We start from the raw sequence: 22,910 nt of genomic DNA on the forward strand, positions 1-22,910 counted from the left end.
CCTCGCACCAGCTTGCCCATGTGGGCGCGTCACCGGCGAATCGCCCACCAGTGTAACCACAGCAGCTGTCAACGCCGCCTCGTGTGGCATGCGCCACGCGCTGGCCGGTGCCTGCCCGCTCAACTGGAGGGTTGCCCATTCGTATTTCGAGGGGGCAACCCTTCGGGTCGGGGGATGACCGCTGAGGTGGTGGGTTCGCGTACGGCGGGCGGGTTGCCCGATAGGGTGCCGGGCATGGAGCAGACGGCCTTTGACGATCCCGCCTACCGGGCCGCGGCGGTGGACCTGCTGGGCGTGCTGGCGTACGGCGAGCTGACCGCGTTCGAGCGGATGGCGGAGGACGCGAAGCTGGCGCCGACGCTGGACGACAAGGCGGAGCTGGCGGCGCTCGCGACCACGGAGTTCGGGCACTTCCAGCGGCTCCGCGACCGGCTGGTGCAACTCGGGGTGGACCCGATGGACGCGATGCGGCCGTTCGTCACCCCGCTGGACGCGTTCCACGACCACACGGCGCCGTCGGACTGGCTCGAGGGCCTGGTCAAGGCGTACGTCGGGGACGGGCTGGCGAACGACTTCTACCGGGAGATCGCGTCGTTCGTGGACGCGGAGACGCGGGCGCTGGTGCTGGAGGTGTTCGGGGACTCCGGGCAGGCCGAGTTCGTGGTGGACCGGGTCCGGGCCGCGATCGACGAGGACCCGAAGCTCGGCGGCCGGCTCGCGCTCTGGGGCCGCCGGCTGGTCGGGGAGGCGCTCAGCCAGGCGCAACGGATCGCCGCCGACCGCGACTCGCTGGCCGCGCTGCTGGCCGGCAGCGTCGACCGCCCCGGGCTGGACTTGGCCGCGATCGGCCGGATGTTCACTCGCCTGACCGAGGCGCACACCGCCCGCATGACCGCCCTCGGCCTCCAGGCCTGACCACCCGCCTGCCGGGCAGCCGGGCTGAGCGGTCCGGCGCCGGGCGGTGTGGTCGAGGGGTTGTCCCTTCGTGTTGCCCCTTCACCCCTGCTGTGAAGAGGGGAGAAGGGCACGGCGAGGGGTTATCCGCTCGCGTGCCCCGGGCGCGGACGCCGGGCGGGTGCCCCGGACGCGGATGCCGGGCGGATGCCGGGCGGATGCCGGGCGGGTGCCCCGGGCGGGTGCCCCGGCGCGGGCGCCAGGTGTGGGCTCCGGGTGTGGGCCTGGGGCAGGCCCCGGGGCCGGGCGCCGGGCGCGGGGGCTCGGGTGCGTGCTTCGGGCGCGGGCGCCAGGTGTGGGCTCCGGGTGTAGGCCTGGGAGCGGGCGCGGGTGGGGCCGGGGAGCGGGGCTCGGGTGGGGGTAGGGCAACGGCCGCCTGCCCCGGTGGGGTGGCGGCCGTTTGGCGGTGCTGCCTGGATCAGGCGGTCTTGGCTTTGTTGTTCCGCGAGGAAATGATCGCGATGACGATTGCGGCACAGACGATCTGGATCAGGTACTGGATCCAGTCCGGTCCGGGGGTGTCCTTGACGCCGAGGAAGTAGGCGATCAGGCCGCCGATGAAGGCTCCGATGCCGCCTCCGAGGATGGTCCAGCCGAGGCTGATGTTCTGCTTGCCGGGGAGCACCAGCCGGGCCAGCGGCCCGAAGATGATGCCCGCGATGAGGCTGACGATGAGCATCCAGACCCAGTACACGGTTCCTCCTTGTGAGGGTTGGCTGACCTGCGGCCTCGTCCGGTGCCCCGTGACAACCAGACCAGTGCGGACGCAGGTCTACCGCAATCGTGCCCGCTGAATGCTCCCGTGCAACCCGGACACGCGAGACTGTGTCCGGAACGCGATCAGATCGCGCCGAAGCCCACCTTGCGGGCCGAGACCTCGCCGATCTCGACGTACGCGAGCCGGTCCGCCGGGACGAGCACCTTGCGGCCCTTGTCGTCGGTCAGCTCGAGCAGACCGGACTTCCCGCTGAGCGCGTCCGCGACCAGCTGCTGGACCTCTTCGGGGCTCTGCTCGCTCTCCAGAACCAACTCACGATTGGCGTGCTGTACGCCGATCTTGACCTCCACGAAACCCTCCGGGCACACGCTCCGACCGACGGCTCTCGCCGGTGACGCTTCGAGCCTATCGGCTCCGGTCGGCGGACTCTCACCCGTCCGCCCAGAGCAGAACCTCGGAGCAGATCCTCAGCCGTCGGTGCGAGGGAAGCCGCCGATGCCCCGCCAGGCGAGGGAGGCGACCAGATCGGCCGCGTGCTCCTGGGGCAGGGTCGGGTTGCCGGAGCCGAGCCAGTACCGGGCGCTGACCTGGGCCATGCCGACCAGGCTGACGGCCAGCACCATCGACTGCTCCCGGTTCAGGCCGGCGTCGGCGCTGATCACCTCGGAGACGGCCTCGGCGCAGGCGTGCGTGACGCGGTCGACGCGCTCCCGGACGGCCGGCTCGTTGGTCAGGTCGGACTCGAAGACGAGCCGGAAGGCGCCCTGCGCGTTCGCCACGTAGTCGTAGAACGCGTGCATGGTCGCGGCGACCCGGAGCTTGTTGTCCTCGGTCGACTTCAGCGCGTCCTGGACGGAGGCGACGATCGCCTCGCAGGACGTGTCCAGCAGCGCCAGGTACAGCTCGAGCTTGCCGGGGAAGTGCTGGTACAGGACGGGCTTGGACACTCCGGCGCGGTCGGCGATGTCGTCCATCGCGGCGGCGTGGTACCCGTTCGCGACGAAGACCTCCTGGGCCGCCTCGAGCAGTTGCGCGCGGCGCGCCAGCCGGGGCAGGCGGCTGCCGCGCTTGGGTGCGGTCTCCGGTGTCGTCGACACGGCGGGCTCCTTCGATGGTGCTCTCCGGTGGCGTGGGTCCGTCACCAGGTCGTTCCACGAATCCTACCCAGCAGTCCTCCCGGCCAGTAGCTTCCCCGCCGTCCGGTGTTCCATCGTGGTAGAGCGGAGACGTTCCAACGTGGTAACGATCACGTCTCTCAGCGGTAGTCGTCCTCGTCGCCGGTGTCGCTCACCGGGTGCCGCTGCGCCTCGACGTCGGCCGGGTCCGCCTCGGTCGGCAGGTCGCCCTGCTCGGCCCCGTCGTCCGTGGCCCGGCGCTGCTCGAGCACGTCCGCCTCGGCCGCGTCGTCGGGCAGGTCGTCGCTGCCCGGACCCTCGTAGTCGCTGGTCATCTCCGGATCGTCTCCTTCCGGTCAGCTCCGCGGTAGTGGTTGCGGGTCGTCGTACAGCCCGTCGAGCACGTCGCCGTACTCCTCGATCCTGGCCAGGACGTCGTGCGGCAGGAACTTCAGGTCCTGCGGTGCCGTCGCGCCGGCGACCTCGTCCCAGTCGATCGGCGTCGAGACGCGGGGCTCGTCGGCGCCGCGCAGCGAGTACGGCGCGAGCGTGGTCTTCGCGCTGGCGTTCTGGCTCCAGTCGATGAAGACCTTGCCAGGCCGGAGCGCCTTGGTCATGTTCGCGGTGACGTTCTCCGGCAGGGCTTCGGCCAACTGCTCGGCCAGCTGCTTCGCGAACGCACTGGTGTCCCTTGACGACGCGGGCTCGATCGGCACGTAAAGGTGCATGCCCTTGTTGCCAGAGGTCTTCGGCCAGCCCTCCAGGTCGTAGTGGTGCAGCAACTGCCGCAGGGCGAGCGCCACGTCGCAACACTCGACAATCGAAGCGCCTGGCCCCGGGTCGAGGTCGAACACGATCAGGTCGGCCTGCGGGTCCTTGCCTTCGTCGGACAGCCCGATCCGCCACTGCGGGACGTGCAGCTCGAGCGCGGCCAGGTTCGCCAGCCACACCACGGTCTGTACGTCGTCGCACACGACAAAGCTCATCTCGTCGCGTCCGGTCGAGCTCCCGGGCGTCGGCAGCGTCTCCGTCCGTACCCAGGCCGGCGTACCGCGGGGAGCGTTCTTCTCGAAGAAGAACGGCGCATCCGTACCGTCCGGCCACCGTTTGCGTGTCAACGGCCGGTCGGCCAGGTGAGGCAACAGCAATGCCGCCACCTGGTGGTAATAGTCGATCACCTCGGCCTTGGTGAACCCGGACTGTGGATACAGCACCTTGCCGAGGTTGGTGAGCTTCATGGTCTGCCCATCGACCTCTGTCGTCAGCTGCTGCGCACCCGCCATAAGTCCCAGTCTCCATCAGCAAACCGGCCTACCATTGGTCCTGTGGATAGTTACGGGTCAGTAACCGGGGACGCCGCACCCGTGGAACTGCAGGAGTGGCCGGAGCGGCGTGTGCCGGTCGCAGGGGTGGAACTGCTGGTCAGGGACCTGCCCACGACCGCGCCGGACCTGCCGCCCGCGCTGTTCGTGCACGGCCTCGGTGGGTCGTCGCTGAACTGGACGGCGCTCGGGCTGCTGCTTTCCGACACCATCAGCGGGATTGCTCCCGACCTGCCCGGTTTCGGCCGTACGCCGTTGACGGGCGTGACCGGGATCACCGAGCAGGCCGACGTACTCGTGCAGTTGCTGGAACGGGAGTACGACCGGCCTGTGCACGTGTTCGGGAACTCGATGGGCGGGGCCGCGTCCGTGGCGCTCGCCGCACAGCGTCCGGACCTGGTGGCGTCGTTGACCCTCATCTCACCCGCCCTGCCGCATCCGCGCGTTTCCGCGAGTGCCCTGTGGTTCACGGCGCTGGCCACGCCACGGCTCGGTCCTGCCGTCCTGGAACGCACCCAACGGTTGCCGTTCGACCAGCGTTTCGAGGCATCGCTCGCCATGGTGTTCGGAGACCCGCGGGCGCTGCCGCCGGAGGTGCGTGCGGCGTACGAGGCGGAGCTGCATCGTCGGGACACCGACCCATGGGGCCGGCAGGCGACCGTTGAGGGTGCCCGGAGCATCCTGCGCTCGTCACTCGCCAGACCGCGCAGGTCGTTGTGGGCGGACGCAGCCACGGTGCAGTGCCCGGTCTTGTTGATCTACGGCGGCAAAGACCGTCTGGTCGACGCACGGATCCGTACCAAGGCCCACCGCACGTTCCCCAATGCACACCTGCTCTACCTGCCGCAGTCGGGACATGTGGCGCAGATGGAACACCCGGACGAAGTGGCTCGCGCGTTCCGGCACCTGATCGCCTGATCGAGTCGATTCCGACGCGCCACTGAGACATGACCGAAGGTCTCGTCAGGTCAACTTGGGCGCGTGATTGGCAGAACCGCCCGTAATCTGTCGTTGGGGATCGCCGTACTTGTGGGGGTCGGGTCGCTTCCGGCGACCGCCGCGCCCCCTGTCGTTGCTCAAAGCAACCAATGGGACGTGCGACCGCTCGCAGACGGCTATCAACTGACCCTGCACCTCGACGCGCCGGCACCGCTGCGCGCGTCCCTGCCGCTGTTGGAGGTCGACGGTACGCCGCTGGGCGTCGCCAAACAGTCGCCCGACCGCAGGACGATGACCCTGGTCACTTCCGACCCGGCCGTCCTGACAGCACACGACGTACGCCTCGTCTGGTCCGGTGATCTGGGCAAGGAGGCGAGTAAGGGCCGTGGCATCGCAGCCGCGACCGGCCCGACTGACGCCTACTGGCTGAAGGCGCGGCGTGGCCCGCTGCTGCCTGACGACCCAGGCGCAACGGGCAAGTACAAGGTGGACACGGCCGAGTACAACCTGGGTGACGAGGCCGTGTACCTGCCCGGCCTCGGCCACCGGTCGGAGTTGCTCGGCAAGGTCTACACGCCGCGCGGTGCGATCGGGCCGCGGCCGCTGGTCGTGTTCCTGCACGGCCGGCACCAGAACTGCTATGGGGATCCCGCAGACCCCAACAGCCTCGACAAGCCGTGGCCGTGCCCCAAAGGCATGAAGCCCGTTCCCAGTTACCGCGGGTACGACGGTCCGGCGACAGCCCTGGCCAGCAACGGCTACCAGGTCGTGTCGATCAGTGCCAACGCCATCAACGGCGGGGACGGCGACGCGTACGACGCCGGCGCGCAGGCGCGGGCCGAGCTGATCCTGGACCACCTCGCGCTCTGGCGGAAGTGGTCCACCGTCGGCGGCGGGCCCTTCGGTACCCGTTTCGTCGGCAAGGTGGACCTGCAGAACGTCGGCCTGATGGGCCACTCACGTGGTGGCGAGGGCGTTGCCCGGGCCGCCGTACTCAACGCGGACCGTGGCGGCCAGTACGGCATCCGTGCGGTGCTGCCGCTCGCTCCCACGGACTTCGCGCGTGCCACGGTGCCAGGCGTCGCCATGAGCGTCGTCCTGCCGTACTGCGACGGCGATGTGTCCGATCTGGAAGGGCAGCAGTTCTACGACGACACCAGGTACTCCGTTGGCGGTGACACCGCGCCGCGGTCGACCGTGACCGTGCTGGGCGCCGACCACAACTTCTTCAACACCGAATGGACGCCCGGGCAATCGGTGGCTCCGTCGAACGACGACTGGGCCGGCGACGAGAAGGAGTCGCCGTGCGGTGCGAAGACTCCTGGCCGGTTGACGGCGAAGCAGCAGCAGGCTGTCGGTACGGCGTACATCGCGGGCTTCTTCCGGCTGCAGCTGGGGCATGAGAGGCAGTTCCTGCCGCAGTTCGACGGCTCGGACTCGCGGGCCGCGTCTGCCGGCAAGGCCGTCGTACGAGTTGTGTCTCAGGCGCCGTTCGCGTCGCGGGAGGACCTGAACCACTTCGACACGGCTCTACCGGCTGGAGCGGTCAGTGGGAAGGCTACGGCGACTGTGTGTGCCGGTGTGACCGCTACTGGCGCGAGGGCTGCGCTACCGACCTGCATGACCACCGACGACTGGGCCAACGCACCGCACTGGACCACGGCCTGGTTCGCGTCGAAGACACCGACCACGGCGGTCACAAAGCTCAAGTGGAGCGGTACCAACGGTGTTGTGCGCGTTGCAGTGCCGGCCTGGCAGCGTGACGTACGTCGTTTTGCCGCGCTCACGTTCCGCGCCGCGCCGGACCCGGCCGGCAAGCCAACGACGGACCTGACCGTCCGGGTGGTCGACGGGCAAGGAAGGGCAGCAGCCGTACCGGTGTCCACCGTCAGCGACGCACTGGTCCGGATGCCCGGCGCCAACGGCAACGGGCTGCCGAAGAACCTGCTGCGGACGGTACGGATCCCGTTGACGTCGCTGAAGGGCGTGGACCTGAGCGACGTCCGCAGCGTGGAGCTACGGACGGACAGGGTCGCCACGGGCTCGGCGTACGTGAGTGATCTGAGCTTCTCGTCGCCCGGGCTCGGGTTGTCGGCGCCCGCGGTGCTGTTGCCGAAGGTTTCCGCGTCCAACGTCACCGTGAAGGAGGGCGACAAGGGCACGCACAACGTGGACTTCTGGGTCCGCCTGTCCCGGCCGAGCCTCCGGCCGGTCACGGTGTACGCCGAGACCAACGGGGACCTCGGGCAGTCCGTAGGCGAGGTAGCGCGCCGGCTGGTGTTCAAACCGGGACAGGTCCGTCAGAAAGTGACAGTACCGATTACGGCGAACACCCGGGACAGCTACGACCTCCCGTTCAGCCTGGTGCTGTCAGCACCGCATGACGCGCTGCTGGACCAGTCGTTCGGCCACGGGCTCGTCATCGACGACGACCCGACGCCGACACTCACCATCGGCAACCTGAAGACCGTGGAGAAGGCGGGCGTCGTCACCTTCCCGGTGAAGCTGTCCGCGCCGAGCGACAAGTACATCACCTTCTCCGGCGTCCTCAAGGACGGTACGGCGGTGATCCGGAAGGACTACCTCAGCGTCAACGACGACGGCAAGGGTCCCGTGGTCCGGGCGATCGACGGGTACGTCGAACCCGGGAAGACCACCGGCGAACTCCAGGTCAAGATCGTCGACGACAAGGTCAAGGAGCCGACCGAGACGTTCAGCGCGGTGATCAGCACCGTCGACGGCGCGCTGCTGAAGGTCCCGACCACCGCGACCGTCACGATCACCGACAACGACTGAGACACCGGTACCGGGATGTGGACTCTGTCGGGGGCTGTTGGGATAGTGCGGGAACATGGAGGCGGGACAGATGGTTGAAAACCGGAGATCCCGTCCGACGTCTTCCTGAGGAGCCGACACGTGTCACTGCCACCGCTGGTCGAACCGGCCGACGAGCTGACGATTGACGAGGTGCGGCGGTATTCGCGGCATCTGATCATCCCCGAGGTCGGGATGGCCGGGCAGAAGCGGCTGAAGAACGCCAAGGTGCTGGTGATCGGCGCCGGCGGTCTCGGCAGCCCCGCGCTGCTCTATCTGGCCGCCGCCGGTGTCGGCACGCTCGGCATCGTCGAGTTCGACACCGTCGACGAGTCCAACCTGCAGCGCCAGGTCATCCACGGCCAGTCCGACGTGGGCAAGTCCAAGGCGCAGTCCGCCAAGGAGTCCATCCTCGAGGTCAACCCGTACACGAACGTCGTCCTGCACGAGACCCGGCTGGACAACGACAACGTGTTCGAGATCTTCGAGCCGTACGACCTGATCGTCGACGGCACCGACAACTTCGCCACCAGGTATCTGGTGAACGACGCCGCGGTGCTGCTGCACAAGCCGTACGTGTGGGGCTCGATCTTCCGCTTCGACGGACAGGTCAGCGTGTTCTGGGCCGACAACGGGCCTTGCTACCGCTGCCTGTACCCGGAGCCCCCGCCGCCCGGCATGGTCCCGTCCTGCGCCGAGGGCGGTGTGCTCGGCGTGCTGTGCGCGTCGGTCGGCGCCGCGCAGGTCACCGAGGCGATCAAGCTGCTCACCGGCATCGGCGACCCGTCGCTCGGCCGGCTGAACATCTACGAGGCGCTCGACCTCAACTGGCGTTCGCTGAAGGTCCGCAAGGACCCGAACTGCGCCATCTGCGGCGAGAACCCGACCGTCACCGAGCTGATCGACTACGAGAGCTTCTGCGGCGCGATCACCGAGGAGGCGGCCGACGCGGCGGCCGGCTCGACGATCTCGGTCAAGCAGCTCAGCGAGTGGATCAAGCTCAAGGACAACGGCGAGAAGGACTTCGTCCTGATCGACGTCCGCGAGCCGAACGAGTACGAGATCAACCGGATCCCGGGCTCCGTTCTGATTCCGAAGGCGGACTTCCAGACCGGTGTGGCGCTGGAGAAGCTGCCGCAGGACAAGCAGCTGGTCTTCCACTGCAAGTCCGGCGTCCGTTCGGCCGAGGTCCTCGCGATCGCCAAGGGCGCGGGCTTCTCGGATGCGGTTCACGTAGGCGGCGGCGTAGTCGCCTGGGTCGACCAGATCGACCCGAGCCAGCCGTCGTACTGAGAATTAGAAGGGCATTCGGCAACTAGCGATCGCCTCAGCAGCTGCAGGGTCGCCTGCGACTGCTGGGGCGTCGTCGCGTCCGGAGAGTGTGCGCATGTAGCCGACCGCGTCCACCGTGGCGCGACCTACCGGCTCACCCCTCCCGAGTTGGTACGTCGCACCTCCCGCCCCGGTCAGCTCCACCTCGACCGCGGGCCGGTCGCCCCACCACGGGCCGTCGATCACGTCGTACATCACCTGCGCGACGATCTCCGCGCCGTACGGCCCCACCGTGAACGGCCGGCCGAGGGCCTGGCAGACGTCGTCGCGGTGCGTCCACAGGTCCCGCGCGAGCAGTACGTCGTGGATGTACCCGAGGTTCATCCGGAACCCGTTGAACGTCATCGCCATCCGCCGCAACAACGCCGGCTCCGTCGAGATCCGCTCCGTCGCCTTCCGCCACGCCTCGTCGAACGACGTCCGCAGCTGCGCCGGCGGCGTACCGCGGTGTTCGTCGGCCTGCACCATCATGTGCGCGTCGATCCGCGGCACCTCCGGATACACCTGCTTCGCCTTCCGGTACCGCCGTGGGAACGACGTCAGCCGGTTCACGTCCTCCGCCTGCCCGATCAGGTGGCCGGCGATGTCCGCGACGTCCCACTCGTCGCAGACCGTACGGCGCTGCCACTCGTCCCCGTCGATCGACGCGAGCAGGTCGTGCCACGCCTGGAGCTCGGCGTCCCGGTGGATCCGGCACTGCGGGCGCGTGGCCCGCCCGATCCGCTCCGCGAGTACTGCGGTCATCGTTTCCCCCTGGCTGGTGCGTAGTACCGGTAGAACATCTCGAGGACGACGGGGAGCAGCCGGCTGAACCGTCCCTCGTCGAACGGCGCGTCCGGCTCGTTCGCCAACTGCTGCGACAGCACCCCCGCGGTGACCGACGTGAACACCGCCAGCCCCTGCTCACTCGCGGCGTCCGGGTGCAACCGCCCCGCGTCGGCCCCCGCCTGGAGCTGCGCCTGTACCTCGGCCAGCGCCTGCTGCGCCGGGGCGAACGCCTCCGGGCTCGGCTCGAAGCCGGGGATCGTCCGCCAGAACAGGAGCTGCGAGTAGACCGGGTTCTGCATGCTCCAACGCGCGAACGCGGTGGTCCCGATCAGGTGCAGCTCCACGACGTCGTCGGTCTCCGCGGCCGCGATCGCCTCCCGCTGCGCGGCCAGGAACAGCTCGGCGCCGCGCTGGAACAACGCGTCGTAGATCGCCATCTTGGACGGGAAGTACTGGTAGAGCGACGGCGGCTGCATCCCGAGCCGGCGGGCGACCGCGGACAGGCTGAGCGCCGCGACGCCTTCGCTGCCCATCAGTTCGATGGCGACGTCGAGGATCTCGGCGATCGTCTCCTGGCGGCGGCGCAGGCGACGGTCCGGCGCGGCAGTGCTCATACCCTGAGGAAAACCTCATGGCATTAGGGATGTCAATACCTCGTAGGGTGTCCCCGGCGGCGCGTACTGTCTGATGGCATGTGCAGAAACATCACCGTGCTCCGGGGACTCGAGCCGTCCGCGACCTCCGAGGAGATCTACGCGGCCGCGTTGCAGTACGTCCGTAAGGTGACCGGCGTCGGCTCGCTGAGCGCCACCACCCGCGGCCCGATCGAGCGCGCGGCCACCGAGGTCGCCCGCATCACCGAGCAGCTCCTGGAGGAGATGCCGGCCCGCCGGACGCCGCCGCAGACGGTGCCGCCGCTGCGCCGCCCCGAAGTACGAGCCCGCCTCGGCCTCGACTAAGAGGGCGCCTGAGGATCCTGCGCCTACTGCGGGGCACTCGGCACGGCATCTCCTCGCTACGGCGCAGGATCATCAGACGCCCTCTGAGAGGTAATGTCGCCCTCGGAAAACGGCAGCTCTGAGGGAGGCGCGGGATGCGGTTCGCGATCAAGACCAGGCCGGAACACACCACCTGGCAGCAGATGCGGGACGTGTGGGTCGCGGCGGACCAGTTCGAGATCTTCGAGTCCGCCTGGCACTGGGACCACTTCTACCCGCTCACCGGCGACATGCAGGGGCCGAACCTGGAGGCCTGGACGACGCTCGCCGCGCTCGCGCAGGCGACCTCGCGGATCCGGGTCGGCTGCCAGGTGACCGGGATGATCTACCGGCACCCGGCGGTGCTCGCGAACATGGCCGCGACCACCGACATCATCTCCGGCGGCCGCCTCGAGCTCGGCATCGGCGCCGGCTGGAACGAGATGGAGACCGCGGCGTACGGCATCGAGCTGTACGGGCTGAAGGAGCGCTTCGACCGCTTCGACGAAGGCACCGAGGCGATGATCGCGCTGCTCACCGAGCCGGTCGCGAACTTCGACGGCAAGTACGTCAAGCTGACGAACGCGTACTGCAACCCGAAGGCCGTGCAGACGCCGCACCCGCCGATCACGATCGGCGGCAAGGGCCCGAACCGGACGCTCCGCGCGGTCGCGAAGTGGGCGCAGCAGTGGAACGTGATCGTGCCGGATCCGCAGGAGTGGAAGTCGCTCAAGGACGTCCTGGTCCAGCGCTGCGACGAGGCCGGTCGCGACGTCGCCGAGATCACCTGCTCGGTGAACGTCCGGATCGACCCGGACAGTCCGCTCGACAAGGCGGTCGCCGAGGCCGCGGCGTACGGCGAGGCCGGTGTCGACCTGGTGATCATGAACCTGCCGCTGGACGCCGGGCCGTCGGTCCTCGAACCTCTCGCGAAGGCGCTCGCCCCGCTCGCCTAGATTGGTGCCTGTGGAGAGGGAGGAGTACGTCGAGGCGGTTCTGCAGGCGGTGGAGTCGATCCCGGAGGGCAGCGTCGCGACGTACGGCGACATCGCGGAGTACGTCGGCCAGGGCGGACCGCGGCAGGTCGGCGCGATCATGCGCGAGTACGGCGCGAGCGTGCCGTGGTGGCGGGTGATCCGCGCGTCCGGCGTACCGGCCGACGAAGTCGGTGACGAGCAACTGCACCGACTTCGGTCGGACGGCGTCAGGATCACCAACGGCCGCGTCAACCTGCGTGAGGTCCGCTGGAACCCGTAGGTCCCCTACTCGCCGTACAGTGGCGTCCCGTCCTGCGAGGTGCGCAGGAAGTAGACCGGGTCCTTGAACGTGCCGGGCACCTTGCCCAGCGCCTGGATGACTGTGGCGGTGCCGTTGGCGTGTCCGACGGCGTAGAGGTACGCGGACCCGCTGTCGCGATCGACAGCCGCAAGCAGGGTGCTCTGGGTGCCGCATTTCTCCGCGACGATCGCCTCAAAGCCCTGCCAGGTCGCCGTACGGACGGCCTTCACCACGGGCTTCAGCGGTGACGTGACCGGGATCCGGATCGTGTACAGCGCGCCGCCCCGTGTCGTCGCCAGCAGCGTGTCGTACGTCGCGGTCTGGCTGATCAGCGTCATCGTCTTGACCGCCGACAAGCCGGCGTACGTCCCGAGCGCGTGGAAGCCGGTGCTGTCCTGCTTCCACCGGTACAGCACGCCGTCGTTGCGCAGCCCGTACAGGTACTCGCGGGTCGGCTGGGTGCCCTTCGGGTAGCCGGACCGGGCGAGCTGGGTGAAGTCGCCCATCCCGTCCTGAACGTTCCCCCGGCCCCACCACGGTCCGTCCGCCGGCCGGGCGATCAGCGTGCTGTAGAGCCAGGTGCCGTAGATCGCGTAGCCGCGGTCGACGATGCCGTCGTGGCTGTCGTACGAGAACTCCCAGGTCGCACTGGCCTTGGTCTCGCCCGGCTGGGCGACCTGCGGGCCGACCCGGCGTTCACTCGCGACCGGCGGGCTCGCGGCGGACAGGACCTGGTCGACGTAGTTGCCGTTCGTGGTGATCGAGCCGAGATCCAGCGAGCAGATCGACGCGATCTTCGGGTTCGTCGGACTGGTCGTGGCAGTGGCGGTCGCGGTCCCCAGACCCGCCAGCAGAACAGCCGCCCCCAGGAGGGCGGCGCTGTGCCGCATCGTCCTCATTCGGTGCTCCTTGTTCGTCGATGGTGCCTTCGACGAGGTAGATGCGGAGCGCAGCCGGAAAGTTACGGAGTGCCCGTTTGGAAAAACGTCGGTGGGATCTGTTGAGATGGGGCGATGGTCAGCAGACAGGGTTCCCGGTACCGGTTGGTGCGGGCCGCGGGGCGTACGACGGAGACGCCTGTCCTGGATGCGGATCAGCAGGCCGTGGTGGACCATGCCGGCGGTCCGTTGCTGGTGCTCGCCGGGCCGGGGACCGGGAAGACGACGACGCTGGTGGAGGCCGTCGTCGACCGCGTGCGGAACCGGGGACTCAGCCCGGACGAGGTGCTGGTGCTGACGTTCGGCCGGAAGGCGGCGACCGAGCTGCGGGACCGGATCACCGGGCGTCTCGGCCGGACGACGCGGGTGATGCCGTCGATGACGTTCCACTCGTTCTGTTACGCGTTGCTGCGGCGGTTCACGCCCGCCGACGCGTTCGACGTACCGCTGCGGTTGCCGTCCGGTCCGGAGCAGTCGTTGCGGTTGACCGAGGCGCTGTCGGGCAGCCGTGAGGTCGGTGCGGTGCACTGGCCGGGCAGTCTGCATCCGGCGCTCAAGACGCGCGGTTTCACCGACGAGGTGCAGGCCGTGATCGGCAAGGCGCGGCAGCTGGGGCTGGACCCGGAGGACCTGTCCGCGATCGGGCGGTCGGCGGACCGGGCCGAGTGGGTCGCGGTCGGCGACTTCTTCGAGGAGTACCTGCAGGTGCTCGACGCCGAGCAGGTGCTGGACTACTCGGAGTTGATCCATCGTGCGGTGATCCTGGCGCAGCAGCCGTCGGTGCAGGCGAAGCTGCGGACCGAGTTCAAGGCCGTGTTCGTGGACGAGTACCAGGACACCGATCCGGGGCAGACCAAGCTGCTGCAGGCGATCGCGGGCGACGGGCGCGACCTGGTCGTGGTCGGCGATCCGGACCAGTCGATCTACACGTTCCGCGGCGCGGACGTGCGCGGGCTGCTGCGGTTCACCGACGAGTTCCGGACCCGCGACGGCGCCGAGGCCGCACAGATCGCCTTGGGTACGACGCGACGCTTCGGAAGCACGCTGCTCCGCGTGTCCCGCAATGTCGTGAACCGGTTGGGCGTCCCTGGCTCGCTGGACCGGGACACCTTCGAGCGCTTCCGGAATCCGGACGCCTCGTCATGCGTGTTCGGCCCGGGCAAGGTCGAGGCGAATCTGTACTCGACGAGCGGCGCGGAGCTCGAGCACATCGCGGACCTGCTCCGCCGCGCGCACGTCCAGGACGGCGTCGGGTGGCACGAGATGGCCGTCCTCGTCCGGTCCGGCAGCCGGTCGATCCCGCCGCTGCGCCGGGCGTTGGCGGCGGCCGGCATCCCGGTGGACGTCGCGGGCGACGAGTTGCCGCTGTCACGCGAGCCCGCCGTACGGCCGATGCTCCTGGCGTTGCGGGCGGTGGCCGATCCCGAGACATTGACCGTGGACGTCGTCCGCGCGTTGGCGCTGTCGCCGTTGGGGGCGATGGACGCGGGGCAGTTGCGGCGGCTGGCCCGGGTACTGCGGCGCCGCGACCGGGAGGCGGCGGGTGGTCAGCGGTTGCCGCGGTCGTCGGACGAGCTGTTGCGCGAGGCGTTGCTGAACCCGCTGCTGCTCGACGAGGAGGCCTCGCCGGCCGAGGCACGGTTCGCCGCGCTGGGGGAGCGGTTGCTCAAGGCAAGGAACATCGTGACCGCGGGCGCGGCGCCGGACGAGGTGATGTGGTCGCTGTGGGCGGACTCGCCGTGGCTGCGCCGGTTGCGTGGTCAGGCCGCGGCCGGCGGCGAGACCGCACGGACCGCGAACCGGGACCTGGATTCGTTGTGCGCGCTGTTCGACGCGGCGGGACGGGCCGAGGAACAGGTCGGTTTCAAAGGGGTTTCGGCGTTCCTGTCCGAGCTGGAGTCGCTGGACATCGCGGGCGACAACCGGTTCGACGGGACGTACCGGGAGGCCGGCGTCCAGCTGATGACGGCGCACCGGTCGAAGGGTCTGCAGTGGCGGCTGGTCGTGGTGGCGTCGGTGCAGGAAGGCCAGTGGCCGGACCTGCGGCGGCGCGGTTCGTTGCTGGAGCCGGACCGGTTGGGGACGGACGGGCTGATCGATCCGCTGTCGGCGGGCGCGCTGCTGGCGGAGGAGCGACGGCTGTTCTATGTCGCGATCACGCGGGCGCGCGAGCGGTTGATCGTGACCGCCGTCCAGGCGCCGGAGGCCGACGGCGATCAGCCCTCCCGCTTCCTTGCCGAGCTGGACATTCCTTTGAAGTTGGTGGCCGGGCGGCCGCGACGGCCGCTGTCGCTGCCGGGTCTGGTCGCGGATCTGCGGTGCGTGCTGGCCGATCCGGCCTCGTCGCCCGCGTTGAAGCGGGTCGCGGCGGATCGGCTGGCGCAGTTGGCCGACGCTGTGGACGACCGGGAGCTGGCGTTGGTGCCGACGGCCGATCCGGCGCGTTGGTGGGGCGTCCGGGAGCGGACCGAGTCGGTGCGGCCGATCGCGGACCCGGCGCTGCCGGTGCCGCTGTCCGGCAGTGCGTTGACGACGATCGTCGACTGTCCGCTGCGCTGGTTCCTGACCCGGCGCGCGGGCGGCGAGACCCCGAGTACGTCGGCGATCGGCTTCGGCATGGTGCTGCACACGCTGGCCGACGCGGTCGCGACCGGGACGCTCCCGCCGTCGGTCGACGAGCTGAACGGGTGGCTTGACAAGGTGTGGACGCAGCTCGACTTCGAGTCGGCGTGGATCTCGGACCGCGAACGCGCCGAGGCGGAGCAGGCGCTCCGTCGATTCGTCGCCTGGCACCAGGGGCGTCCGGACCGCACGTTGATCGGGACCGAGGTCGACTTCGACGTACTGCTGCCGGACGAGGAGCACCCGTCGGTCCGGGTGAAGGGCCGGATGGACCGGGTCGAGACCGACCCGGAAGGTACCGTGCGGGTCGTCGACCTGAAGACCGGGCGGAACGTCCCGACCAAGCCGGCGCTGGCGCGGCACGTCCAGCTGGCGATCTACCAGCGCGCGATCAACTCCCGCCAGCTCAAGAAGCTCGGCGAGAACGCGACCGCCGGTGGCGCCGAGCTGGTCCAGCTCCGGCACGACGACAACGGCGGCTTCCCCAAGGTCCAGCACCAGGGACCGCTGGAGACCGACGAGGACGGCCGGACCTGGCTCGACGAGGCGGTCGACGAGGCCGAGCAGCTGATCCGCGCCGAAGACTTCGTTGCCACCCGCAACGACGGCTGTGCGCGCTGTGAGGCCCGCGCGCTCTGCCCGATCCAGCCCGAGGGCGGGGAGATCGTCTGATGGCCGTCGAGCTCAGGACCACCGCCGACCTGTGCGACCTGCTGGGGATCCCGTTCTCCGACCAGCAACTCGCCGCGATCGCCGCGCCGCTCGCGCCCGGCGTGATCGTGGCCGGTGCCGGGTCCGGGAAGACCACCGCGATGGCGGCGCGGGTGGTGTGGCTGATCTGTACCGGACAGGTGAAGCCGGAGGAAGTGCTCGGGCTGACGTTCACCAAGAAGGCCGCGAACGAGCTCGACGTCCGGATCCGCGAGGACCTGACGAAGGCCGGCGTTCTTGGATCCACACTGCCTCCGGACCAGCACCCGATCCTCGCGGCGCACCTGCGCAGCAACGTCCCGAACTGGGAGCCTGAGGAGCCAGGCGAGCCGGTCGTCTCGACGTACCACGCGTTCGCCGGGACGCTGATCGCCGAGCACGGGCTGCGGCTCGGCCTCGAGCCGGACTCGCGGGTGCTCGCCGACGCGACCCGGTTCCAGCTCGCCGGTCGCGTCGTACGGCGGTCCGCCGGGCCGATCCGGTTCGCGTCGCACCACGTGCCGACGCTCGTGAACAGCCTGCTGTCGCTGGACGGCGAGCTCGCCGACCACCTGCTCCGGCCCGACGACATCCGCGACCACGACGACGCCGTACGGCAAGAGGTCGCGGCGGCGCGGAAGCAGACGGTCGAAGTACGGAAGCTGGCCGAGACCGCGTTGAAACGGGGGGAGATCCTGCAGCTCGTCGAGGAGTACCAGGCGTACAAGGGGGAGCGCGGCGTCGTCGACTTCGCCGACCAGATGGCGCTCGGCGCGCGGCTGGCGGAGGAGTGCCCGGAGGTCGCGGCCGTCGAGCGCGCGCGGTACAAGGTCGTGCTGCTGGACGAGTACCAGGACACCTCGGTGTCGCAGCGCCGGATGCTCACCGCGCTCTTTGCGGCCGGGGACGGTCGCGGACATCCGGTGACGGCGGTCGGCGACCCGTGCCAGGCGATCTACGGCTGGCGTGGGGCGTCCGTCGCGAACCTGGACGAGTTCCCGGAGCACTTCCCGCAGGCCGACGGGTCGCCGGCGTCGCGGTACGTACTGAGCGTCAACCGGCGGTGTGGCAGCCGGATCCTCGCAGCGGCGAACCAGCATGCCGCCGAGCTGTACGAGCAGCACCCGGGGGTGATCCCGCTCGAGGCGCCGGTGGACGCACCGGAAGGCGCGATCACGGTCGGGCTGTTCGAGACGCGCTCGCAGGAGATCGAATGGGTCGCGGACGCGATCGTCTCCGCGCACCGCACCCGGAACCGCCGCTGGAAGGACATCGGCATCCTGATGCGGACGAACGTCGACCTCAGCGCGGTGCACGAGGCACTGATCGCGCGCAAGGTCCCGGTCGAGGTCGTCGGCCTCGGTGGACTGCTCGCGCTGCCCGAGGTCGTCGACGTGGTCGCGACGCTGCAGGCCGTCAACGACCTCACCGCGAACGCCGCGATGCTGCGGATCCTGACCGGTCCGCGGTACCGGATCGGGCACCGCGATCTCGCCCTGCTGGCCAACCGGGCGCGGATGCTCGCCGACGCCGGGTCGCATCCGCAGGCCGACGACCTGGTGTCCGCGCTGGACGCGGCCGTCGCCGGGATGGACTCGACCGAGGTCAGCTCGCTCGCCGAAGCCGTCGACGATCCGGGGCTGCTGGAGTATGCGCCGGAAGCCCTGGTGCGCTTCAAGGAACTGTCGGTCGAGCTGCGCGAGTTGCGCGCGCATGCGGGGGAGCCGCTCCTCGATCTGGTCCGCCGGGTGATCAGCACGATCGGGCTCGACGTGGAGCTGACCGCGACACCGGACCACGTCGACGCCGGGCGCCGGGACCACCTGGCCGCGTTCCTGGATGCCGTCGGCAACTTCGTGTCGACCGAGTCCGACGGGTCGCTGGACGGACTGCTCGCGTACCTCGCGGCCGAGGAGGAGTACGCCGCCGGTCTCGACCTCGCCGTACCGAGTGAGGCCGACTCGGTGAAGCTGCTGACCACGCACCGGTCGAAGGGGCTCGAGTGGCCGATCGTGTTCGTGCCGACGCTGGTGGCGAAGGTGTTCCCGTCGGACCGGGGCCGGGACAAGTGGACCACGAACGCGAAGGTGCTGCCGTGGCCGCTGCGCGGTGACGCCGACACGCTGCCGGACATCCACGACCTGACGAACGCTGGGCTCAAGGTGTTCGCCGACGAGTGCAAGGACATGAACGCGCTGGAGGAGCGGCGGCTCGGGTACGTCGCGTTCACCCGCGCGAAGGAACTACTGGTCGCGACCGGTCACTGGTGGGGCCCGACGCAGAAACGCCCGCGCGGACCGTCGTCGTACCTGTCCACGTTGAAGAAACACGCCGGCGAACGGGTCGTGCAGTGGGCCGAGCAGCCGGAGTTGTCCGACGAGAACCCGGAGCTCGCCGAGCAGACCCAAGCGCCGTGGCCCGCGCCGTACGACCGGGAAGCGTTCGGCCGGCGGCTCGAAGCGGCCGCGCTGGTGCAGCGGTCACGCTCCGAGGGGCCGTCTGTCGAGGCCGAGGAGTCGCTGCTGCTCGACGAGCAGGCGACGGTCGCGCGCTGGGACTCCGAGATCGAGCGACTGTTGTCAGAGGCAAAGGAAAGCCGCAGCCGGAAGGCGTACGACGTGACACTGCCGGCCGCGCTGTCCGCGACCCAGCTGATGCGCCTCGCGAAGGACCCGAACGGCCTGGCCGCCGACCTCGCCCGCCCGATGCCCCGCAAACCCAACCGGGCCGCGCGGTTCGGCACCCGCTTCCACGCCTGGGTGGAAAGCTACTTCGGCCAGCAACTCCTGCTCGACCCCGACGACCTCCCCGGCGCCGCGGACGAGGACATCGTCGACGACACCGACCTCACCGACCTGATGGACGCCTTCCGCGACGGCCCCTTCGGCGACACCACCCCGTACGAGATCGAAGCCCCCTTCGCCCTCGCCCTCGACGGCCGCGTGATCCGCGGCCGCATCGACGCCGTCTACCAGGTCGTCCGCCCCGACGGCTCCCGCGGCTACGACGTCATCGACTGGAAAACCACCCGCGGCGAAACCGCCGACCCCCTCCAACTCGCCATCTACCGAGTCGCCTGGTCCGAACTCCTCAACATCCCCCTCACCCACATCACCGCGGCGTTCTACTACGTCCGCACCGGCGACATCATCCGCCCCGAAACCCTCCCCGACAAACAAGAACTCACCGAACTACTGAACGGCTAGACGACAAGGTCTGCCGGAACGAGGCGGACCGCGAACGGCAGCTCGGCGTCGAACGCTTCCTTGCCGGTGACAACAGCCCGCTCGACGTAGGTGTCGCCCTCGAGTTCGAGCACGGTGAGTTCTTCGTTGACCGGATCAAAGATCCAGTACGACGCGACGCCGGCCTGCTCGTACAGCCGCCGCTTGAGCACCCGGTCGGCCAGACTGATGGACTGCGACAAGACCTCAACCGCAAGCAGCAGCGGCTTCTCCAACTTCTTGTGTCCGACGTCTTTCCGATGACAGACGAGGACGTCGGGCTGCACCAACCGTGCCGGGGTTGGCTGATAGTCCATCGGCGCGACGAGCACCTTCAGGTCGCCCGGGCAGGGATGCCGAAGTACATAGGTGAGTTCGACCACCGCAGTTTGATGCAGCGGCAACGGCGAGGGCGTCACCAGCAGCATCCCGTCGACCACCTCGTAGCGCTTCCCGTCGTCGGGGAACGTTTCGAGATCTGCCACTGTGTATTGACCCGGCTCATGTGTTTCCACGTACACCATGGTGGTGCCTCCTTCTCGGATCACACAACCAGCATGGCAGCGCGCGGCGAGTGGTTCGTGCCGTTTTGGCGATCTGCCCCTGGATGCCCCTGGAAACCCCGTTTCTGTCAGCTGCACAGGGATCCGGGGGTAAGGGGCAGGGGAAAGGGGTGGGTGGTTTCGAAGGATTCTTCGGACTGGAGGACTGCTTGGCAGGTGTAGCCGGTGGTTGTCAGTTCGAGAATGGTGAGTTCTTGGGTGGTGGGGTCGAGGAGCCAGTAGGACGGGATCCGGTGGGACCCTCCTCGGGTGGCTTCTGCTGCCGGCATCACATCAGCGTGGACCATTCGGCGTGCCGCCGCTGGAGTTATCCACAGGTGAGTGGGTTGTCCAGGGTGCCGACGAACTGGAGGGAGTCGGCGACGTCGGTGAGGTCGACCATTTGCTGGTTGTTGCGGAGTTGTAGCCGGTTCAGGCAGGAGAGGGCGAACGTCGGCGCGAAGATGTCGTACTTCGCGAACGCCTCCGCCAGCTCGGGCGTCGCCGCCTGGTAGTCGCGGATCGATGACGCCACCACCGCCCAGAACTCGTCCACGCCCAGCACGCCCTCGCGGTCCAGCAGCGGCGCGAGGAACCGGAAGATGCAGTCGAACACGTCGGTGAAGATCGACAGCAGCTTCTCGTCGTCCGGTACGTCGGCCCGCACCCGCTCCGCGTCCTCCGGCAGCGGCGTCGACGGACTCAGGACGGCGATCTCCTCGGCGATGTCCTTCATCACGACCCGGATCGGGATCGCGTCCCGCAGTACCAGGATGAGGTTCTCCCCGTGCGGCATGAACACCAGCTCGTACGCGTAGAAGCTGTGCAGCAACGGGATCAGGTACGCGTCGACGTACGCCCGCACCCAGTCGGCCGGGGCCAACCCGGACGCGCGGACCAGCCCGGCCGCGAGCGATGCGCCGTGCCGGTCGACGTGCAGCAGCGACGCCATCGTCGCCAGCCGCTCGCCGGGCTCCAGCGACGGCACCGGGCTCTCCCGCCACAGCGCCGACAGCATCTTCCGGTACGGCGACGTCTTGTCGGTCGCGTTCTCGTAGTACCGGTTGTGGTACCCGACCGCCGCGATCTCCCGCAGCACGCTGAACCCGTACCGCTTCAGGACCAGGTCGTTCGAGACGACCGAGTGTACCCAGTCGTTGATCGCCGGCGTCGCGGCCATGTACGACGGCGACAGCCCGCGCATGAACCCCATGTTCAGCACCGAGAGCGCGGTCTTCACGTAGCACCGGCCCGGCTCCGACCGGTTGAAGAACGTCCGGATCGACTGCTGCGGCTGGTAGACGTCGTCCGTCGACCCGAGGTGCACGATGTGCCGCTGCGCGATGTCCGCCGCGAACGTGATCGCGGTCTTGTTGTCCCACTGCCACGGATGAACCGGCATGTATACGTATTCACTCGGGTCGGCCAGTTCGGCGAACCGTGTCAGGACATCCTGACCGATCTCGGTCCGCTGCAACTCGTCGAAGTCCAGCGACGAACTGCAGGACACCGTCGTCCGGTCCCGCCGCGTCGCGATCCACGTCAGCCGGACGCCGGCGCCGGTCTCGGGCGCGTAAGCCAGATAGTCCGACAGCCCGAACCCCAGCCGCCCGTTGTTCGCCACGAAGCATGGATGCCCCTCGGTCATCGCGGCCTCGATGGTCTGGAAGTCCGCGCCGACCAGTTCCGTGACGGGTAGGTCCGGCTTCGACAGCTTGTACGCCGCCGACGCCAGCGTGCTGCTGATCTCCTCCAGGTACACCGGCAGCATCTCGCGCCCGATCCCGAGCTGCTCGTGGAACTCGGTGACGAACTCCAGCGCGTCCACCGGCTCCCCGTCGGCGCGTTCGACCGACCCGATGTCCCAATGATTCAAGGGATAGCGCCGAGCGCTGAACCGGTATCGGCCCACCACATACTCATTGCCATCAGCAACAGGATCGAGAATGCGCTCGTGGGTGAATTCCGACAACGCTTTCCGGACCAGTGCCTGGTTGACCAGCGTCCAGTTGTCCATCAGCCGGCCTCGTTCATCCGCAGTGCGTCGGCGTATTGGTCCCGGGTGCAGAAACTCAGCCACGCCTGCTTGTCCGGCAGGGGCACGATGCTGTGTTTCCGGAACCCCATCCGCGCGTTCAGCGCCTGGATCTTCGCGTTCCGTACGTCGGGCTCGACCACGACCCGGTCCACCAGCGGATCGCTGAACAGGTTGTCCATGATCGTCTCGAACACCGCCCCGGTGAACCCGGCGATCGGCGTCACCGGCGGCCCGACCAGGACGTGCATGCCGACATCGCCCGGCGCCACGTCGTACACCCGGCCGACCGGGTCGTCCGCCGGCGCGTACCGCTCCATCAGGAACGCCGGCCGCCCGTCATGCTCGCCGAGGTACGCGCGGTGGTGCGCGGTCGCGGCGATCCGCTCGTACTCCGCGCGCACGTCGTCGACCGACGCGTCCAGCAGACCCCAGTACTGCGCGTACGGCCGGGTGACCCAGTCGTGCAGCGTACGCACGTCGGTGCCGAGATCGAACGGCCGGAGGCTGAGGGTGCCGAGTCCGGCGACGAACCGCCGGTACGTCGGCTCGGGCAGTGCTCTGGGCATAGCGACTCCAAGGGCGGCGGAATTAGCTAAGGCTTACCTTACTAGCCCCGAAGAGGGATCCATCAAGTAGTCC

Annotated in this window: 20 protein-coding genes; 9 read left to right on the plus strand and 11 right to left on the minus strand. The window is 69.1% G+C overall.

Annotated features, from left to right (window positions below; genetic code table 11):
* Nucleotides 1-234 precede the first annotated feature (234 nt).
* A complete protein-coding gene (locus ACXJJ3_RS32005) occupies nucleotides 235-915 on the plus strand; it encodes a ferritin-like fold-containing protein (RefSeq protein WP_458165584.1) in 681 nt (226 codons plus the stop codon).
* Nucleotides 916-1,372: 457 nt separating this feature from the next.
* On the opposite strand, the gene ACXJJ3_RS32010 is transcribed toward ACXJJ3_RS32005, so the two are convergent.
* The 5 genes from ACXJJ3_RS32010 to ligD form a co-directional block, all read right to left on the minus strand.
* Complete coding sequence (locus tag ACXJJ3_RS32010) at nucleotides 1,373-1,648, minus strand: GlsB/YeaQ/YmgE family stress response membrane protein (protein WP_458165585.1); 276 nt, start codon at nucleotides 1,646-1,648, stop codon at nucleotides 1,373-1,375.
* Nucleotides 1,649-1,794: 146 nt separating this feature from the next.
* Nucleotides 1,795-2,022, minus strand: a complete 228-nt coding sequence (locus ACXJJ3_RS32015) for a DUF3107 domain-containing protein (protein ID WP_458165586.1) — start codon at nucleotides 2,020-2,022, stop codon at nucleotides 1,795-1,797.
* Nucleotides 2,023-2,139: 117 nt separating this feature from the next.
* Complete coding sequence (locus ACXJJ3_RS32020; RefSeq protein ID WP_458165587.1) at nucleotides 2,140-2,769, minus strand: TetR/AcrR family transcriptional regulator; 630 nt, start codon at nucleotides 2,767-2,769, stop codon at nucleotides 2,140-2,142.
* A 158-nt stretch (nucleotides 2,770-2,927) separates the two neighbouring features.
* Nucleotides 2,928-3,122, minus strand: a complete 195-nt coding sequence (locus tag ACXJJ3_RS32025) for a hypothetical protein (RefSeq protein WP_458165588.1) — start codon at nucleotides 3,120-3,122, stop codon at nucleotides 2,928-2,930.
* Nucleotides 3,123-3,143: 21 nt separating this feature from the next.
* On the minus strand, nucleotides 3,144-4,070 hold the full coding sequence (gene ligD, locus ACXJJ3_RS32030; RefSeq protein ID WP_458165589.1) for a non-homologous end-joining DNA ligase: 927 nt from the start codon (nucleotides 4,068-4,070) through the stop codon (nucleotides 3,144-3,146).
* A gap of 81 nt (nucleotides 4,071-4,151) precedes the next feature.
* Between ligD and ACXJJ3_RS32035 the strand changes: the two genes are divergently transcribed.
* The 3 genes from ACXJJ3_RS32035 to moeZ all read left to right on the plus strand — a co-directional run bounded on the left by ACXJJ3_RS32035 (nucleotide 4,152) and on the right by moeZ (nucleotide 9,155).
* A complete protein-coding gene (locus ACXJJ3_RS32035) occupies nucleotides 4,152-5,027 on the plus strand; it encodes an alpha/beta fold hydrolase (RefSeq protein ID WP_458165590.1) in 876 nt (291 codons plus the stop codon).
* 177 nt (nucleotides 5,028-5,204) lie between these two features.
* Entirely contained in the window at nucleotides 5,205-7,844 is a 2,640-nt protein-coding gene (locus tag ACXJJ3_RS32040; RefSeq protein WP_458165591.1) for a Calx-beta domain-containing protein, read from the plus strand.
* Nucleotides 7,845-7,964: 120 nt separating this feature from the next.
* On the plus strand, nucleotides 7,965-9,155 hold the full coding sequence (gene moeZ / locus ACXJJ3_RS32045) for an adenylyltransferase/sulfurtransferase MoeZ (RefSeq protein ID WP_458165592.1): 1,191 nt from the start codon (nucleotides 7,965-7,967) through the stop codon (nucleotides 9,153-9,155).
* Nucleotides 9,156-9,158: 3 nt separating this feature from the next.
* Here moeZ and ACXJJ3_RS32050 read toward each other — a convergent pair whose 3' ends face one another.
* Both ACXJJ3_RS32050 and ACXJJ3_RS32055 read right to left on the minus strand, forming a co-directional pair.
* The gene (locus ACXJJ3_RS32050; RefSeq protein WP_458165593.1) at nucleotides 9,159-9,938 is read right to left on the minus strand and encodes a maleylpyruvate isomerase family mycothiol-dependent enzyme; all 780 of its coding nucleotides are present in this window, start codon (nucleotides 9,936-9,938) and stop codon (nucleotides 9,159-9,161) included.
* Complete coding sequence (locus tag ACXJJ3_RS32055) at nucleotides 9,935-10,576, minus strand: TetR/AcrR family transcriptional regulator (RefSeq protein WP_458165594.1); 642 nt, start codon at nucleotides 10,574-10,576, stop codon at nucleotides 9,935-9,937. The genes ACXJJ3_RS32050 and ACXJJ3_RS32055 overlap by 4 nt, the downstream gene beginning before the upstream one ends.
* A 78-nt stretch (nucleotides 10,577-10,654) precedes the next feature.
* Between ACXJJ3_RS32055 and ACXJJ3_RS32060 the strand changes: the two genes are divergently transcribed.
* From ACXJJ3_RS32060 to ACXJJ3_RS32070, 3 genes are all read left to right on the plus strand, one after another.
* On the plus strand, nucleotides 10,655-10,921 hold the full coding sequence (locus ACXJJ3_RS32060) for a DUF2277 domain-containing protein (protein ID WP_130439916.1): 267 nt from the start codon (nucleotides 10,655-10,657) through the stop codon (nucleotides 10,919-10,921).
* Between the two features lie 134 nt (nucleotides 10,922-11,055).
* Nucleotides 11,056-11,895, plus strand: a complete 840-nt coding sequence (locus ACXJJ3_RS32065) for a TIGR03560 family F420-dependent LLM class oxidoreductase (RefSeq protein WP_458165595.1) — start codon at nucleotides 11,056-11,058, stop codon at nucleotides 11,893-11,895.
* 10 nt (nucleotides 11,896-11,905) lie between these two features.
* Nucleotides 11,906-12,196: an MGMT family protein gene (locus ACXJJ3_RS32070; protein WP_458165596.1), complete on the plus strand. Its 291-nt coding sequence runs from the start codon at nucleotides 11,906-11,908 to the stop codon at nucleotides 12,194-12,196.
* A gap of 5 nt (nucleotides 12,197-12,201) precedes the next feature.
* On the opposite strand, the gene ACXJJ3_RS32075 is transcribed toward ACXJJ3_RS32070, so the two are convergent.
* Nucleotides 12,202-13,116, minus strand: coding sequence for a hypothetical protein (locus tag ACXJJ3_RS32075; protein ID WP_458165597.1), 915 nt, complete (start codon nucleotides 13,114-13,116; stop codon nucleotides 12,202-12,204).
* Nucleotides 13,117-13,230: 114 nt separating this feature from the next.
* Between ACXJJ3_RS32075 and ACXJJ3_RS32080 the strand changes: the two genes are divergently transcribed.
* Both ACXJJ3_RS32080 and ACXJJ3_RS32085 read left to right on the plus strand, forming a co-directional pair.
* Nucleotides 13,231-16,449 carry an ATP-dependent helicase gene (locus ACXJJ3_RS32080; protein ID WP_458165598.1) on the plus strand — a complete coding sequence of 1,073 codons (3,219 nt, stop codon included), beginning with the start codon at nucleotides 13,231-13,233 and terminating at the stop codon, nucleotides 16,447-16,449.
* A complete protein-coding gene (locus tag ACXJJ3_RS32085) occupies nucleotides 16,449-19,673 on the plus strand; it encodes a UvrD-helicase domain-containing protein (protein ID WP_458165599.1) in 3,225 nt (1,074 codons plus the stop codon). Before ACXJJ3_RS32080 ends, ACXJJ3_RS32085 begins: the two co-directional genes overlap by 1 nt.
* Here the strand turns inward: ACXJJ3_RS32085 and ACXJJ3_RS32090 are convergent.
* The 3 genes from ACXJJ3_RS32090 to ACXJJ3_RS32100 form a co-directional block, all read right to left on the minus strand.
* A complete protein-coding gene (locus ACXJJ3_RS32090; RefSeq protein ID WP_458165600.1) occupies nucleotides 19,670-20,215 on the minus strand; it encodes a Uma2 family endonuclease in 546 nt (181 codons plus the stop codon). The genes ACXJJ3_RS32085 and ACXJJ3_RS32090 overlap by 4 nt on opposite strands.
* A 346-nt stretch (nucleotides 20,216-20,561) precedes the next feature.
* Nucleotides 20,562-22,250 carry an IucA/IucC family protein gene (locus ACXJJ3_RS32095; protein ID WP_458165601.1) on the minus strand — a complete coding sequence of 563 codons (1,689 nt, stop codon included), beginning with the start codon at nucleotides 22,248-22,250 and terminating at the stop codon, nucleotides 20,562-20,564.
* Nucleotides 22,250-22,837, minus strand: coding sequence for a GNAT family N-acetyltransferase (locus tag ACXJJ3_RS32100; RefSeq protein WP_458165602.1), 588 nt, complete (start codon nucleotides 22,835-22,837; stop codon nucleotides 22,250-22,252). The genes ACXJJ3_RS32095 and ACXJJ3_RS32100 overlap by 1 nt, the downstream gene beginning before the upstream one ends.
* Nucleotides 22,838-22,910 lie beyond the last annotated feature (73 nt).

It is taken from the genome of Kribbella sp. WER1 (genome assembly GCF_054189145.1).

Coding starts and splice junctions, on each gene's coding strand:
- ACXJJ3_RS32005 (WP_458165584.1), top strand. CDS start 235: ATGGAGCAGACGGCCTTTGACGATCCCGCCTACCGGGCCGCGGCGGTG.
- ACXJJ3_RS32025 (WP_458165588.1), bottom strand. CDS start 3,122: ATGACCAGCGACTACGAGGGTCCGGGCAGCGACGACCTGCCCGACGAC.
- ligD (WP_458165589.1), bottom strand. CDS start 4,070: ATGGCGGGTGCGCAGCAGCTGACGACAGAGGTCGATGGGCAGACCATG.
- ACXJJ3_RS32050 (WP_458165593.1), bottom strand. CDS start 9,938: ATGACCGCAGTACTCGCGGAGCGGATCGGGCGGGCCACGCGCCCGCAG.
- ACXJJ3_RS32055 (WP_458165594.1), bottom strand. CDS start 10,576: ATGAGCACTGCCGCGCCGGACCGTCGCCTGCGCCGCCGCCAGGAGACG.
- ACXJJ3_RS32060 (WP_130439916.1), top strand. CDS start 10,655: ATGTGCAGAAACATCACCGTGCTCCGGGGACTCGAGCCGTCCGCGACC.
- ACXJJ3_RS32065 (WP_458165595.1), top strand. CDS start 11,056: ATGCGGTTCGCGATCAAGACCAGGCCGGAACACACCACCTGGCAGCAG.
- ACXJJ3_RS32075 (WP_458165597.1), bottom strand. CDS start 13,116: ATGAGGACGATGCGGCACAGCGCCGCCCTCCTGGGGGCGGCTGTTCTG.
- ACXJJ3_RS32080 (WP_458165598.1), top strand. CDS start 13,231: ATGGTCAGCAGACAGGGTTCCCGGTACCGGTTGGTGCGGGCCGCGGGG.
- ACXJJ3_RS32085 (WP_458165599.1), top strand. CDS start 16,449: ATGGCCGTCGAGCTCAGGACCACCGCCGACCTGTGCGACCTGCTGGGG.
- ACXJJ3_RS32090 (WP_458165600.1), bottom strand. CDS start 20,215: ATGGTGTACGTGGAAACACATGAGCCGGGTCAATACACAGTGGCAGAT.
- ACXJJ3_RS32095 (WP_458165601.1), bottom strand. CDS start 22,250: ATGGACAACTGGACGCTGGTCAACCAGGCACTGGTCCGGAAAGCGTTG.
- ACXJJ3_RS32100 (WP_458165602.1), bottom strand. CDS start 22,837: ATGCCCAGAGCACTGCCCGAGCCGACGTACCGGCGGTTCGTCGCCGGA.